This window comes from Modestobacter sp. VKM Ac-2979, assembly GCF_026967995.1.
Taxonomy (GTDB): domain Bacteria; phylum Actinomycetota; class Actinomycetes; order Mycobacteriales; family Geodermatophilaceae; genus Modestobacter.
On sequence record NZ_JAPVBO010000007.1, the window covers coordinates 26,872 to 40,735 of the forward strand.

Annotated in this window: 10 protein-coding genes; 6 read left to right on the forward strand and 4 right to left on the reverse strand. The window is 73.6% G+C overall.

Features of this window, described 5'->3' with window-relative positions; translation table 11 throughout:
* Nucleotides 1–27: 27 nt before the first annotated feature.
* From O2W15_RS19745 to O2W15_RS19755, 3 genes are all read left to right on the forward strand, one after another.
* Nucleotides 28–1,278 carry an ABC transporter ATP-binding protein gene (locus O2W15_RS19745; RefSeq protein ID WP_269163543.1) on the forward strand — a complete coding sequence of 417 codons (1,251 nt, stop codon included), beginning with the start codon at nt 28–30 and terminating at the stop codon, nt 1,276–1,278.
* 172 nt (nt 1,279–1,450) lie between these two features.
* Nucleotides 1,451–3,094, forward strand: a complete 1,644-nt coding sequence (pgi, locus tag O2W15_RS19750) for a glucose-6-phosphate isomerase (protein WP_269180632.1) — start codon at nt 1,451–1,453, stop codon at nt 3,092–3,094.
* A 191-nt stretch (nt 3,095–3,285) separates the two neighbouring features.
* Nucleotides 3,286–4,125, forward strand: coding sequence for a PspA/IM30 family protein (locus O2W15_RS19755; protein ID WP_269163545.1), 840 nt, complete (start codon nt 3,286–3,288; stop codon nt 4,123–4,125).
* A 75-nt stretch (nt 4,126–4,200) separates the two neighbouring features.
* On the opposite strand, the gene O2W15_RS19760 is transcribed toward O2W15_RS19755, so the two are convergent.
* On the reverse strand, nt 4,201–5,052 hold the full coding sequence (locus tag O2W15_RS19760) for a DNA-formamidopyrimidine glycosylase family protein (RefSeq protein WP_269180633.1): 852 nt from the start codon (nt 5,050–5,052) through the stop codon (nt 4,201–4,203).
* 81 nt (nt 5,053–5,133) lie between these two features.
* A complete protein-coding gene (locus O2W15_RS19765; protein ID WP_442929955.1) occupies nt 5,134–5,994 on the reverse strand; it encodes a DNA-formamidopyrimidine glycosylase family protein in 861 nt (286 codons plus the stop codon).
* 183 nt (nt 5,995–6,177) lie between these two features.
* Here O2W15_RS19765 and O2W15_RS19770 point away from each other — a divergent pair, with 183 nt between their 5' ends.
* The gene (locus O2W15_RS19770) at nt 6,178–6,777 is read left to right on the forward strand and encodes an antibiotic biosynthesis monooxygenase (protein ID WP_269180635.1); all 600 of its coding nucleotides are present in this window, start codon (nt 6,178–6,180) and stop codon (nt 6,775–6,777) included.
* A gap of 112 nt (nt 6,778–6,889) precedes the next feature.
* On the opposite strand, the gene O2W15_RS19775 is transcribed toward O2W15_RS19770, so the two are convergent.
* Nucleotides 6,890–11,497, reverse strand: a complete 4,608-nt coding sequence (locus tag O2W15_RS19775) for an ATP-dependent helicase (RefSeq protein WP_269180636.1) — start codon at nt 11,495–11,497, stop codon at nt 6,890–6,892.
* Nucleotides 11,498–11,560: 63 nt separating this feature from the next.
* Nucleotides 11,561–12,325 carry a class I SAM-dependent methyltransferase gene (locus O2W15_RS19780; protein ID WP_269180637.1) on the reverse strand — a complete coding sequence of 255 codons (765 nt, stop codon included), beginning with the start codon at nt 12,323–12,325 and terminating at the stop codon, nt 11,561–11,563.
* A 108-nt stretch (nt 12,326–12,433) separates the two neighbouring features.
* On the opposite strand from O2W15_RS19780, the gene O2W15_RS19785 reads away from it, so the two are divergent.
* Both O2W15_RS19785 and O2W15_RS19790 read left to right on the forward strand, forming a co-directional pair.
* Nucleotides 12,434–12,658: a KTSC domain-containing protein gene (locus O2W15_RS19785; protein WP_269163551.1), complete on the forward strand. Its 225-nt coding sequence runs from the start codon at nt 12,434–12,436 to the stop codon at nt 12,656–12,658.
* Nucleotides 12,659–12,673: 15 nt separating this feature from the next.
* Complete coding sequence (locus O2W15_RS19790; RefSeq protein ID WP_269180638.1) at nt 12,674–13,819, forward strand: acyl-CoA dehydrogenase family protein; 1,146 nt, start codon at nt 12,674–12,676, stop codon at nt 13,817–13,819.
* The last annotated feature ends 45 nt before the right edge of the window (nt 13,820–13,864 follow it).

Sequence of the window (13,864 nt, forward strand, 5' to 3'; positions counted from 1 at the left end):
CATGCTGATCGTGAAAGGGACGAACTGATGGCCTCGATCGAGATGAAGAACATCGTCAAGAAGTACGGCGACGGCTTCCCGGCGGTGAACGACGTGAGCCTGGACATCGACGAGGGGGAGTTCATGATCCTCGTCGGCCCGTCCGGCTGCGGGAAGTCCACGCTGCTGCGGATGATCGTCGGGCTGGAGGACATCACCAGCGGCGACATGGTGATCGGCGGCACCCGGGTCAACGACAAGGCACCGCGGGAGCGCAACCTGTCGATGGTCTTCCAGAACTACGCGCTGTACCCGCACCTGAGCGTGTTCGAGAACATCGCCTTCCCGTTGCGGCTGGCCAAGGTGGACGACGCGGAGGTGACACGCCGGGTGAACGAGGCTGCCGACGTCCTGGAGCTGCACGAGCACCTGGAGCGCAAGCCGGCCAACCTCTCCGGTGGTCAGCGGCAACGGGTGGCGATGGGCCGGGCGATCGTGCGCCAGGCCGAGGCGTTCCTCTTCGACGAGCCGCTGTCGAACCTGGACGCCAAGCTCCGCGGGCAGATGCGCACCGAGATCTCCCGGCTGCAGCGCCGGCTGGGCATCACCACCGTCTACGTCACCCACGACCAGACGGAGGCGATGACGCTCGGCGACCGGGTCTGCGTCCTGCGCAAGGGGAAGATCCAGCAGGTGGCCTCCCCGCGGGAGCTGTACGAGCAGCCGGTCAACCTCTTCGTCGCCGGGTTCATCGGCTCACCGCCGATGAACTTCCTCCCCGCCCAGCTCGAGGGCTCCCGGCTGACCACGCCCTTCGGGGACATCGAGCTCGACGAGCGCCGGGCGGCCGCGGTCGCCGGCCGCGACCTGCTGCTGGTCGGCATCCGGCCGGAGTACTTCGAGGACGCCTCCCTGGTCGACGAGGCGAAGCGGCCGCTCGGGTCGGTCTTCACCGCTCGCGTGGACGTCACCGAGTGGCTCGGTGACTCCCAGTTCGCGTACATCCCCTACGAGGCGCCCGACGAGATCCGCACCCAGCTGCGCGAGCTGTCCAAGGAGCTGGACTCCGAGGAGCTGCGCACCCAGGCGATCGTGTCCATCGATGCCACGAGCCGGATCCGGGAGGGCCGGGACGCGGAGTTCTGGCTGGACAGCCGCAAGGTGCACGTCTTCGACCCGACCACGGGGGACAACCTGACCCGGGACGCCGATGCTGGTGCCGAGCTGACCCGGCTGGCGGCCGAGGACCGGGTCGAGCAGGTCCAGTCGGCGGAGGGCGAGGGGATCAGCGCCGCCTGACGGCGTCCCGGGGGTGGGCCACGGGTGGCTGCCACCCACGCTGCCCGGTGCAGGAGGGCCTGCGCCGGGCAGCGGTCCGGCGCAGGCATGATCATGCCCGGGGTTTGTGCTGCGGCGTCGCTGCGCACCTGTCCCCGCAGAGACCCTGGCCGGACACTGGAGGCACCGCAGCATGGACATCACCGCGACCGACGAGTGGGCAGCCCTTGCCGAACACCACCGCGCGGTCGGCGCCCGGACGCTGCGCGAGCTGTTCGCCGAGGACCCCGAGCGCGGCACCCGGCTGACCGGCACCGCCGGCGACCTCCACGTCGACCTCGCCAAGCACCGGGTCACCGACGAGACGCTGCAGCTGCTGGTGGCGCTGGCCGAGCGGGCCGGCGTGCCGGAGCGGATCGCGGCGATGTTCCGCGGCGAGCACATCAACACCACCGAGGACCGCGCCGTCCTGCACGTGGCTCTGCGCGCACCGGAGTCGGTGCCGCTCACCGTCGACGGTCAGGACGTCAGCGCCGATGTGCACGCGGTGCTGGCCAAGATGCGGGCCTTCGCCGACCGGGTGCGGTCGGGGGAGTGGACGGGGCACACGGGCGAGCGCATCCGGGCCGTGGTGAACATCGGCATCGGCGGCTCCGACCTCGGCCCGGCGATGGCCTACACCGCCCTGGCCGACTACAGCGACCGCGACCTCACCGCTCGGTTCGTCTCCAACATCGACCCGACCGACTTCGCCGAGAAGACCCGCGACCTCGACCCGGCGACCACCCTCTTCGTCGTCTGCTCCAAGACCTTCACCACCCTGGAGACGCTGACCAACGCGACCGTCGCCCGGGACTGGCTGCTGGCGTCGGGCGCCGACGAGTCGGCGGTGGCCGAGCACTTCGTCGCGGTCTCCACCAACACCGACGCGGTGGCCGAGTTCGGCATCGACACCGCCAACATGTTCGAGTTCTGGGACTGGGTGGGCGGCCGCTACTCCTTCACCTCCGCGATCGGGCTCTCGCTCATGGTCGCGATCGGGCCGGACGCCTACGACGAGATGCTCGCCGGCTTCCACGCCGTCGACGAGCACTTCCGCACCGCGCCCCTCGCGGAGAACATGCCGTTGGTCCAGGGCCTGCTGAACGTCTGGTACACCGACTTCTTCGGTGCCCAGAGCCACGCCGTCCTGCCCTACAGCCAGTACCTGTCCCGGCTGCCGGCCTACCTGCAGCAGCTGACGATGGAGAGCAACGGCAAGTCCGTGCAGGCCGACGGGCAGCCGGTGACGACGGCGACCGGCGAGGTCTACTGGGGTGAGCCGGGCACCAACGGCCAGCACGCCTTCCACCAGCTGCTGCACCAGGGCACCTCGCTCATCCCGGCCGACTTCATCGGGTTCGGGGAGCCCAACCACGACATCGGCGAGATGCACGACCTGCTGATGGCCAACATGTTCGCGCAGAGCGCCGCGCTCGCGTTCGGCAAGACCGCGGAGGAGGTCGCCGCCGACGGCACGCCGGCCGACGTCGTCCCGCACAAGGTGATGCCGGGCAACCGGCCCTCGACCACGATCCTGGCGCCGAAGCTGACCCCGGGCACGCTCGGGCAGCTGATCGCCTTCTACGAGCACACCGTCTTCACCCAGGGCGCGATCTGGCAGATCGACTCCTTCGACCAGTGGGGGGTCGAGCTCGGCAAGGTGATGGCCCGGCAGCTGGCCCCGGCGCTGACCAGCGAGACCGCGCCGGACATGGACAGCCCCGAGATCGCCGCGGACGCCTCCACCGCCGCCCTCGTCGCGCACTACCGGCGGCTGCGCGGTCGCCCGGTCTGACGAAGGCCCCTGCCCCCACCGCTCGCCGGCTCGCGGCGGGTCCCTCCAGGGGGCCGCCGCGAGTCCGGGAGGGGGAGGGGGACGTGCGGTGGCTGGCCGGGGGCGCCGCCTGGGACGATGATCGGGACAGTGTCATCCGTGTCGCACCGCCCGCCGCCCGGCGGGGCTGGAGCACCGGACCAGGAGGAGCCATGCCGAACCCGTTCGTGAAGCTGTGGAAGTACCTGACGGCCTCGGCCAACAACCAGATCGACCAGCGGGCTGACCCGAAGATCCAGATCCAGCAGGCGATCGAGGCGGAGCAGCAGCGGCACCAGGCCCTGGCCAACCAGGCCGCCGCGGTGCTGGGCAACCAGCGGCAGCTGGAGATGCGGCTCAGCCGGCAGCTGGGTGAGATCGAGAAGCTCCAGGCCTCGGCCCGGCAGGCGCTGACCCTCGCCGACCAGACCCGCGCCGCCGGCGACGCCGCCAAGGCCGCTGACTACGAGCAGGCTGCGCAGGCCTTCGCCACCCAGCTGGTCGGCGCCGAGCAGTCGGTCGAGGACCTCAAGCGCAGCCACGACGAGGCGCTGCAGGCCGCCGAGCAGGCCAAGGGCGCGGTCGAGACGAGCCGGATGCGGCTGCAGTCGACGCTGGCCGAGCGCACCAAGCTGATGTCCCAGCTGGAGCAGGCCAAGATGCAGGAGCAGGTCTCGGCCTCGCTGCGGTCGGTCAACGAGCTGTCCGCGCCGGGCAACACCCCGAACCTCGGTGAGGTGCGGGACAAGATCGAGGCCCGCTACGCCACCGCACTGGGCCAGGCCGAGCTCGCGCAGGACTCGGTCGAGGGCCGGATGCTCGAGGTGGAGAAGGCGACCATCGACGTCGCCGGCGCCTCCCGGCTGGCCGAGCTCCGCGCGTCGATGGGCGGTGGCACCCAGGCCATCAGCGGCACCCAGGCGGCCGGCGCGATCGAGCAGGGCACCCCGCCGGTGACCGGGCTCGGCGCCGAGACCCCGGCTGCCCAGCCGGCGGAGCGGCCCGAGCAGTAGGAGCACTGCTGCCTCGCTCGTCTGAGGCGAGCCCCCGGAGCCCCGTCGTCCTGCTGGACGGCGGGGCTCCGTCGGTCAGGTGGCGGCGATCGACGCCGGATGGCCGGGCTCCCCGGTGCGGGCCAGCGGGTCGATGGGGCTGCGTGCGGCCTGGCACGCCGGGCACCAGTAGGTCACCCGCTCCTGGGTGTCCGGCCCTTGGTCGCCCAGCAGGATCGCGGTGCGGCAGCGGCGGCACGGCCGGCCGCGGCGGCCGAACACCCAGTGGTCCTCCCCGCGCCGGGTGGAGCCGGTGGTGCTCTGCTCGGGGTGGTCGCGATTGGCGAGCATCAACGTGCGGGCCCGTTCGACCAGCCCGGGCAGGTCGGGGACGTCGGCGACCCGCGTCCACGGGTGGGTGCGGGTCATGAACAGCGTCTCGACCTTGTAGAGGTTGCCGATGCCGGCGAGGTTGCGCTGGTCCAGGATCGCGACGCCGATCTGCTCGTCCGGGTGGGAGCGGAGCCGGCGCAGCGCCTCGTCGAGGTCCCAGTCGGGGCCGAGCACGTCGGGGCCGAGATGGCCGACCAGCTCGCCCTCACCGCTGGTCGGCACGATCCGCAGGTCGTGCAGCCGGTAGCCGACGCAGTCCCACTCGTCGGTGGCCAGGATCGCCCGGATGCTGTGCGCGGGCCCGCCCTTCCACGGGGTGCCCTTCCGGTAGATGCGCCAGCTGCCGTCCATCCGGTAGTGCGTGCGCAGCGTGCGGCCGTCGGCGAAACGGGTGAGCATGTGCTTCCCGCGGGGGACGACCTCGGTGACGGTGGCGCCGGCGAGGTCGACGGTGGCCAGCTGGGGCACGCGCAGCTCGCCCTTCGTGAGCGTGGCCCCGGCCAGCGCGGTGTTCATCCGCTGGGCGGCCAGCCAGACTGTGTCTCCCTCGGGCATCCCGCCATGATCCCCGCCCGCACGCGCTCCCGCCGGACCTGGCAGCCGCCGAGTCGGGCGTTGCTGGCGGCTCCGGCGTGGCTAGTAGCGGGCGCGACGCGCCTCGGTGCCGGGCTCCCCGGTGCGCGCCCGCGGATCCACCGGTGCGGGCGTGGCCTGGCACTGCGGGCACCACCAGGTGACCCGCTCCTGCAGGTCGGGGCCCTGGTCGCCGAGCAGGATCGGCGTCCGGCAGCGGCGGCAGGGCCGGCCCTTGCGACCGGCGACCCAGTGGTCCTGCCCGCGGCGGGTCTCGCCGGTGGTGCTCTGCTCGGGGTGGTGCCGGTTGGCCAGCATCAGCGTGCGGGCCCGTTCGACCAGCCCGCGGAGGTCGGGGACGTCGGCGACCCGGGCCCAGGGGTGCACGCCGGTCAGGAACAGGGACTCGACCTTGTAGAGGTTGCCGATGCCGGCGAGGTTGCGCTGGTCCAGGATCGCCACGCCGATCTGCTCGTCCGGCTGCGAGCGGAGCCGGCGCAGGACCTCCCCGACGTCCCAGTCCGGGCCCAGCACGTCGGGTCCCAGGTGCCCGACCAGCTCGGCCTCCTGGCTGGTGGGGACGATCCGCATGTCGTGCAGCCGGTACCCGACGCACTCCCACTCGTCGGTGGCGAGCACCGCGCGGATGCTGTGCCCGGGGCCGCCCCGCCACCGGGAGCCCGGCCGGTAGATGTGCCAGCTGCCGTCCATCCGGTAGTGCGTGCGCAGCGTGCGGCCGTCGGCCAGCCGGGTGAGCATGTGCTTGCCGCGGGGGACGACCTCGGTGACGGTCGCACCGGCGAGGTCGACCGCAGCCAGCTGCGGCACCCGGAGCTCGCCGCGGCGGAGCGTGGCGCCGGCCAGCGCCGTGTCCATCCGCTGGGCAGCCAGCCAGACGGTGTCTCCCTCGGGCACGCTGCCCATGGTCCCCGGCGGACGGGTCTGGTGCTCGGTATCGCTGGGGGTGCCGGCGCGGGCGCCGGACCGCACGGGTGGACCCCGTCGCCGCTGACGGTGTGCACCCTCCCTCGGTCGGGTGGCCTCGTGTGAGGGGGGCGACAGGCGGGAACAGCCTGCGTTCCTTCAGCGCTGAGAGATCCTGTGACCGTGTCGACCCGCCTGCGCAGCCTGCCGGACCGCCTGACCGGCGGCATCGCGACCCGGCAGCCGACCCCGGCGCCGGAGCCGGTCACCGTCACCGTCGCCCGGGTGGTGCGCCCGGACCAGCAGAACGCCTTCGAGCGCTGGGCGGCCGAGGTGCAGGAGCTGGCGGCGACCTTCCCCGGTCACCTGGGTTCCTCCCTGCTGCGCCCCGGTGCGGGCAGCGACGAGTACCACCTGGTCTACCGCTTCAGGGACGACGAGTCCCTCGCCGCCTGGGAGCGCTCGCCGGAGCGGCGCGAGGCGCTGGACCGGGTGCACCAGCTGGTGGAGGACGAGCGGGTGGCCCGGGCCGTGGGCCTGCAGACCTTCTTCGCGGTGCCGGCCCGGCCGGGGCCGGCGTGGCGCAGCTGGCTGCTCACCGTCGCCGTCGTGCTGCTGTTCACCTCGACGTTCCAGCTCCTCGCCGTGCCCTTCGTCGGCGACTGGCCCTGGCCGGCGCGGCTGCTGCTGTCGGCGGCCTACGTGGTGACGGCGCTGCGGTGGTCCATGCCGCGGCTCAGCCGCTGGCTCGGCCCCTGGCTGCAGGGCTCCCGCCGCCGCTGACCCCCTGCGTGCGCCCGGCGCGCTCAGGGGCGCCCCGCGCGCCCGTTGTGCGCTCAGCGGCGCTCCGCGCGGCAGAGAACGCCAGTGAGCGCACAACGGTGGGGTCGCGGGGCTAGTTGCGCAGGCGCAGGCCGCGCGGGGTGGCGGCGAAGCCGGCTGCCTGCAGCGCCGCGGTGAGCGGGCCGGACTCGTGCACCGACGCGCCATCGGCCTTCTGCACGATCATCCGGCCCAGTGCCCCGGAGGCGACCGCGCCGGACAGCGCGGTGGCGGCCTCCTTGAGCACGGTCTCCTCCTCGGTCCAGGACAGCAGCGTCTTCCCGCCGCGCTCGACGTAGAGCACCAGCTCGCCGTCGACCAGCACGACCAGGGCACCTGCCTTCCGCCCGGCCCGGTGTCCGGTCTTCCGGCTGCCGGTGCCCTCACCGAGGTCGACGGCGGGGCCGTCGACCTGGCCGTCGGCGGAGGCGACCGCGCGCTCCGGCCAGGGGAGTGCGGCGCCGTAGACGTTGGCCGGGTCGGTGGCGGCGAGCACGACCGGACCGGCGGGTGTGCGGTCGGGGCTGGCGAAGCTGCGCAGCCGGTCGACCGAACCGGGGGTGCCGAACTGGGCCGCGCCGAGGGTCTCGACGAAGTAGCCCCGGCGGGCTCGGCCGTTCTCCTCGAACGCCCGCAGAACCGGGTAGACGGCGGAGAAGCCCCCGGTCACCTGCTCGGCCTGCACCGCGCCGCGGGTCAGCACGCCGTGCCGCTCCAGCAGTGCCTCCGCCCGCGCGGTGGTGCGCTTGGTGGCGTTGCCCTCCAGCTCGGGCAGGCGCGACCAGCGCCCGGCCATCGACGGGGGACCGGTGCGGCTGGGCATCGCCGGGCGGCCGAGCCTCGTGCGGCCGTACCGGCTGCGGTCCAGCCGGGCGCGGGGAGCGGCCGCCTGCTTCTTGTGCGTCCCGCCGCCGGACAACCGGGTGCGGAGCGGGGCCAGGGTGTCGTTGGTGAGGGCCCCGGCCCAGACCAGGTCCCAGACCTCCTCGGCCAGCGCGGTGTCGTCGGTGGCGCCCACCCGGTCGGACAGCGCCCGGAAGAAGAGCGCCTGGCCACCGGCGAGCTCGTCGAGCAGGAGCTGCCCGACGCCGCCCTCGGTCGCCGCACCCCCGGGCGGCTCGGGCAGCAGCAGCGGGGCCAGGTCGGCCGGCACCAGGGTCACCCAGCCGTCACCACCGGAGAGCCCGCCCGCGCCGGCCCACAGCACCTCGCCGGCGCTGGTCAGCTCGTCGAGCATCGCGGGCGAGTAGTCATGCACCCGAGACGGCAGCACCAGCGACTCCAGCGCCGAGGCGGGCACCAGCGCGCCGGCCAGCTGCTCGACCACCGCCAGGACGCCGTCGACCCCGCGCATCCGGCCGCCGACCGACTGCCAGGACGGCGTGAACCGGGCCAGCGTGTCGATCGGGACCGGCTCGACCTCCTGGCGCAGCTTGGCCAGCGACCGGCGCCGGATCGAGCGCAGCACCTCGGCGTCGCACCACTCCTGGCCGATGCCGCCCGGGCGGAACTCGCCGGTGACCAGCCGGCCGGTGCCGACCAGCCGTTGCACCGTGGCAGTGACGACGGCGACGCCGAGGCCCAGCCGGGCCGCGACCTCCGGCGGGGCGAAGGGGCCGTGGGTGCGGGCGTAGCGGCCGATCAGGTCACCGAGCGGATCGGCCACCGGTTCGGTGAACACCTCCGGCACCCCGACCGGCAGTGCGGTGCCCAGGGCGTCGCGGAGCCGGCCGGCGTCCTCGATGGCGACGTACCGCTCCTCCCCGGCGATCCGCACCACGAGCGCCCGCCGGGCGACGACGAGCTCCGAGAGCCAGTCGGCCGGCACGCCGCGGGCCCCCGCCTCGGCCACGGTGAGGTCGCCGACGCCGCGGAGGAGGTCGCTGGCGCCGTCGACGTCGCGCGGGTGCCGCTGCTCGGGCAGTCGCTGCAGCTCCGCCTCGACCTCGGCCATCGCGTCGCCGTCGAGTAGTTCGCGCAGCTCGGAGCGGCCCAGCAGCTCGGCCAGCAGCCCGGTGTCCAGGGCGAGCGCCTGGGCGCGGCGCTCGGCCAGCGGGGCGTCGCCCTCGTAGATGAACTGGCCGACGTAGCCGAACAGCAGCGACTGGGCGAACGGCGAGGCCGTCTGGGTCTGCACGTCGACCAGCCGCACCCGGCGGGCGCGGACGTCGCTCATCAGCTCGACCAGCCCGGGCACGTCGTAGACGTCCTGCAGCACCTCCCGGACCGCCTCCAGGGTGATCGGGAACGAGGAGAACTCGCTGGCCACCGAGAGCAGCTGGGCCGCTCGCTGCCGCTGCTGCCACAGCGGGGTGCGCCGCCGCGGGTCGCGGCGGGGGAGCAGCAGTGCCCGGGCGGCGCACTCGCGGAACCGGCTGGCGAACAGCGCGGAGTTGCCGACCTCGGCGGTGACCTCCCGCTCGACGTCGTCCGGGTCCAGCAGGGCGAGGTCGGCCTCCGGTGCCTCGCCGGTGGTGTCCGGGAGCCGCAGCACGATGCCGTCGTCGGAGTGCATGGACGCGACGTCGACGCCGTAGCGCTCGCGGAGCCGGGCGGCGAGCACCAACGCCCAGGGGGCGTTGACCTGGGCGCCGAAGGGGGAGTGGACGACCAGCCGCCAGTCGCCGAGCTCGTCGCGGAACCGCTCGACCAGCAGCGTGCGGTCGTCGGGGAGGTGGCCGGTGGCCGCCTTCTGCTCGGCCAGGTAGGCGAACAGGTTGCTCGCACCCCAGGCGTCCAGGCCGGCGGCGCGGGCCCGGTCCATGCCCGCCTCCGGCGTGGCCGAGCCGACCTCGCGCAGGAACGCGCCGAGCGCCCGACCCAGCTCCAGCGGGCGGCCCAGGGTGTCGCCGTGCCAGAACGGCATCTTGCCGGGCTGGCCGGGCGCCGGGCTGACCAGGACCCGGTCGTGGGTGATCTCCTCGATCCGCCACGAGGAGGACCCGAGCAGGAAGACGTCGCCCACGCGGGACTCGTAGACCATCTCCTCGTCCAGCTCACCGACCCGGCGACCACCGTTCGCACCCGCACCGGAGACGAGGAAGACGCCGAACAGCCCGCGGTCGGGGATGGTGCCGCCGCTGGTGACCGCCAGCCGCTGGGCGCCGGCGCGGGCGGTGAGCGTGTCGGTGACCCGGTCCCAGGTCAGCCGGGGCCGCAGCTCGGCGAAGGCGTCGGAGGGGTAGCGGCCGGCCAGCATGTCCAGCACCGCGTGCAGGGCGGAGTCGGGCAGCGAGGCGAAGGCGGCCGAGCGGCGGAGCACGGCGGCGACCTCGTCGACGGTGCGCGGCCGCTCGGAGACCATCGCGACGATCTGCTGGGCCAGCACGTCGAGCGGGTTGCGCAGGTAGCGGGTCGACTCGATGGCGCCGGCCCGCATCCGCTCGGCGACGACGGCGCTCTGCACCAGGTCGCCGCGGAACTTCGGGAAGATGACGCCCTCGCTGACGGCGCCCACCTGGTGGCCGGCCCGGCCCACCCGCTGCAGCCCGGCCGCCACGTTCGGCGGCGACTCGACCTGGACGACCAGGTCGACCGCGCCCATGTCGATGCCGAGCTCCAGGGAAGAGGTGGCGACGACGGCCGGCAGCTGCCCGGACTTGAGCGCCTCCTCGACCACCGCGCGCTGTTCCCGGGAGACCGAGCCGTGGTGTGCGGAGGCGACCGGCTTCACGTCCGCGGGCAGCCCCCCGCCGGCGCCGGCCTGGGCCATCAGCTCGGCGGGGTTGGCGCCGTGCGGCATCGGCTCACCGGTGGCGCGCTCGTAGGCCAGCTCGTTCAGCCGGCTGGTCAGCCGCTCGGCCAGGCGGCGGGAGTTGGCGAACACGATGGTGCTGCGATGGCTCTCGATCAGGTCGAGCACCCGTTCCTCGACCGCCGGCCAGATCGACGTCCGCGGCTGGTTGCCGGCGGCGGACCCCTCGAGCTCCCCGGTGGGCTGCCCGAGCTGGCTCATGTCCTCGACCGGGACGACGACCGACAGGTCCCACTGCTTGGTCGACGGCGGGGCGACCACCTGGACCGGGCGGCCGCCGGCGAGGAAGGTCGACACCTCCTCGATCGGGCGGACCGTCGCCGACAACCCGATCCGCTGGGCCGGCCGCTCCAGCAGCTCGTCGAGCCGGTCGAGGGAGACCGCCAGGTGCGCGCCGCGCTTACTGCCGCAGACGGCGTGCACCTCGTCGAGGATCACCGTCTCCACCCCGCGCAGCGACTCCCGGGCCTGGCTGGTGAGCAGCAGGAACAGCGACTCCGGGGTGGTGATCAGGATGTCCGGCGGGCGCTTGGCGAACAGCCGTCGCTCGTCGGCCGGGGTGTCACCGGAGCGGATGCCGACGCTGATCTCCGGTCGTTCCTGACCCAGCCGGGCGGCGGCCTGACCGATCCCGGTCAGCGGTGCGCGCAGGTTGCGCTCGACGTCGACGGCCAGCGCCTTGAGCGGGGAGACGTAGAGGACCCGGCAGCGGGCCAGCGGGTCCTCCGGCGGGGGCGTGGCGGCCAGCCGGTCGAGCGACCAGAGGAAGGCCGCCAGCGTCTTGCCCGACCCGGTGGGGGCGACGACCAGGGCGTGCTCGCCGCTGCTGATCGCCGTCCAGGCGCCCTCCTGTGCTGCGGTCGGCTGCTCGAACGCACCGGTGAACCACGCCTGGGTGGGCGCCGAGAAACGCTCGAGAGCGGACACGCGACCAGTGTCCACGCGGGTACGACAGTTCGCCCTGGGCAGCCGGTGCCACTGGCCAGCGGTTCACCGCGGGCGGCGGGCCTCGATCAGGTAGCGCTGCGACCACGACACGAAGGCGCCGTCCCGCTCGATCCGGCGGTGCACCTCGGCGAGCTGCGGGCGGTACCGCTCCACCGAGAAGTCCGGCACCGTCCAGACCACCTTGCGCAGGAAGTGCACGACCGCGCCGACGTCGCGGAACTCCACCCGGCAGCGCCAGGCCCGCAGGTCGACCACCTGCAGGCCGGCCGCCCGGGCGGCCTCGGCGGCCAGGTCGCCGGTGGGCTCGTCGGCGCCGGGCAGGGCCCCCAGCAGCGCTTCGGCCAGCACCCGGTGGGTGCCCGCCCCGACGCCCTGGCAGAGGTACGTCCCGCCGGGGGAGAGGACCCGGGTGATCTCGTCCCAGCGCTGGACGGTGGGGTGCCGGCTGCTCACCAGGTCGAAAGCGGCGTCGGGGAACGGGAGCGGGCCGTCGTCCGCCACCTCGGCCACCTCGCCGCCCCACTCCGCCAGGCGCCGCCGGGCGAGGGCGAGGTTCGGCGGCCACGACTCGGTGGCGGCCACCCGCCCGGGCCGCCGCGCGGCCCGGGCCAGTGCCTCGGCGTACACCTCGCCGCCGCCGGTCTGCAGGTCCAGCGACCCGAGGGCACTCCCGAGCCGGTCGGCCAGCAGCCCGCGCCAGCCCCAGGGAGGCCGTTCCTCGGTCGCCCGGCCGACGAACCAGGAGAAGTCCCAGCCCTCGGTCGGCACGGCTGCGCCCTCGGCGACGAGCTCCTCGAACGTGCGCACCGCGGCAGCCTGTCGATCCGCCGCCCAGTCGACAAGCGGATTCGTCGACATGCGGACCCGGGCGGATCACACTGGTGTCATTCAGCCGTCGTCCCCCAGGGGGCAGCCATGCAGCGAGCAGCGGTGCAGTCCTCCAGCATCGCGACCGTCGGCTACGACGAGGAGCAGCAGGTCCTCGAGATCGTGTTCACCGACGGACGCGTCTACCACTTCCTCGAGGTGCCGGCGGAGCGCGTGCTGTCCCTGCTCCGCGCGGAGAGCAAGGGCCGCTTCCTCAACACCGAGATCAAGCCCGACTTCGGCTACCGGGCTGTCGGCCGGCGCTGGGGCTGAGCCACACTTCGTGGCATGCGTCACAGCCTGTACGAGGCCGACCACGAGGACTTCCGGAGCAGCGTCCGGGCCTTCTGCGAGAAGGAGGTCGCGCCGTTCCACGACGACTGGGAACGCGCCGGCATCGTGCCGCGGGAGCTGTGGACGGCGGCCGGTGCGCAGGGGCTGCTGGGCATCGGGGTGGACGAGCGGTACGGCGGCGGCGGGGTGCGGGACTTCCGCTGGTCCTGCGTGCTGAGCGAGGAGCTCGTCCGGATCGGCGCCAGCGGCGTGGGCTTCGGGCTGCACAACGACGTCGTCGGGCCCTACCTGCAGGACCTCGCCACCGAGGAGCAGAAGCAGCGCTGGCTGCCCGGCTTCTGCGCCGGTGAGCTGATCACCGCGATCGCGATGACCGAGCCGGCCGCAGGCAGCGACCTGCAGGGCATCGGCACCACCGCCCGCCGGGACGGTGAGCACTGGGTGCTCAACGGCTCGAAGACCTTCATCACCAACGGCATCAACGCCGACCTGGTCATCGTCGTGGCGCGCACCGACCCCGACGCGCCGGGGTCCAAGGGCCTCAGCCTGCTCGTCGTCGAGCGCGACATGGCCGGCTTCTCCCGGGGCCGGAACCTGGACAAGGTCGGGCTGAAGGCGCAGGACACCGCCGAGCTGTTCTTCGACGACGTCCACGTGCCCGCCGCCAACCTGCTGGGCACCGAGGGGCGCGGCTTCGCCCACCTGATGCAGAACCTGCCGCAGGAGCGGCTGCACATCGCGGTCTCCGCGGTGGCCGCCGCCGAGACCGTGCTCGCGCTGACCGTCGAGTACGTCACCACCCGGACGGCGTTCGGCCGGCCCGTCGGGTCCTTCCAGAACTCCCGCTTTGTCCTCGCCGAGCTGCAGACCGAGGTGACGATCGCGCGGACCTTCGTCGACGAGTGCGTGCGCCAGCTCGACAGCGGCGACCTCACCGCGACCGATGCCGCGATGGCCAAGTGGTGGACGACGGAGCTGCAGAACAAGGTCGCCGACCGGTGCCTGCAGCTGCACGGCGGCTACGGCTACATGAGCGAGTACCGGGTCTCCAAGGCCTGGCGGGACGCCCGGGTGCAGTCGATCTACGGCGGGACCAACGAGATCATGAAGGAGATCGTGGGGCGTTCGATGGGTCTCTGACGACGTTGCCACCCACCGGAACCCTGGTTGTGTGGCGGCTCAGCC

Excerpts from the sequence above, each read along its gene's own strand:
- O2W15_RS19745 (WP_269163543.1), top strand. The coding sequence starts at position 28 with ATGGCCTCGATCGAGATGAAGAACATCGTCAAGAAGTACGGCGACGGC.
- pgi (WP_269180632.1), top strand. The coding sequence starts at position 1,451 with ATGGACATCACCGCGACCGACGAGTGGGCAGCCCTTGCCGAACACCAC.
- O2W15_RS19755 (WP_269163545.1), top strand. The coding sequence starts at position 3,286 with ATGCCGAACCCGTTCGTGAAGCTGTGGAAGTACCTGACGGCCTCGGCC.
- O2W15_RS19760 (WP_269180633.1), bottom strand. The coding sequence starts at position 5,052 with ATGCCCGAGGGAGACACAGTCTGGCTGGCCGCCCAGCGGATGAACACC.
- O2W15_RS19765 (WP_442929955.1), bottom strand. The coding sequence starts at position 5,994 with ATGGGCAGCGTGCCCGAGGGAGACACCGTCTGGCTGGCTGCCCAGCGG.
- O2W15_RS19785 (WP_269163551.1), top strand. The coding sequence starts at position 12,434 with ATGCAGCGAGCAGCGGTGCAGTCCTCCAGCATCGCGACCGTCGGCTAC.
- O2W15_RS19790 (WP_269180638.1), top strand. The coding sequence starts at position 12,674 with ATGCGTCACAGCCTGTACGAGGCCGACCACGAGGACTTCCGGAGCAGC.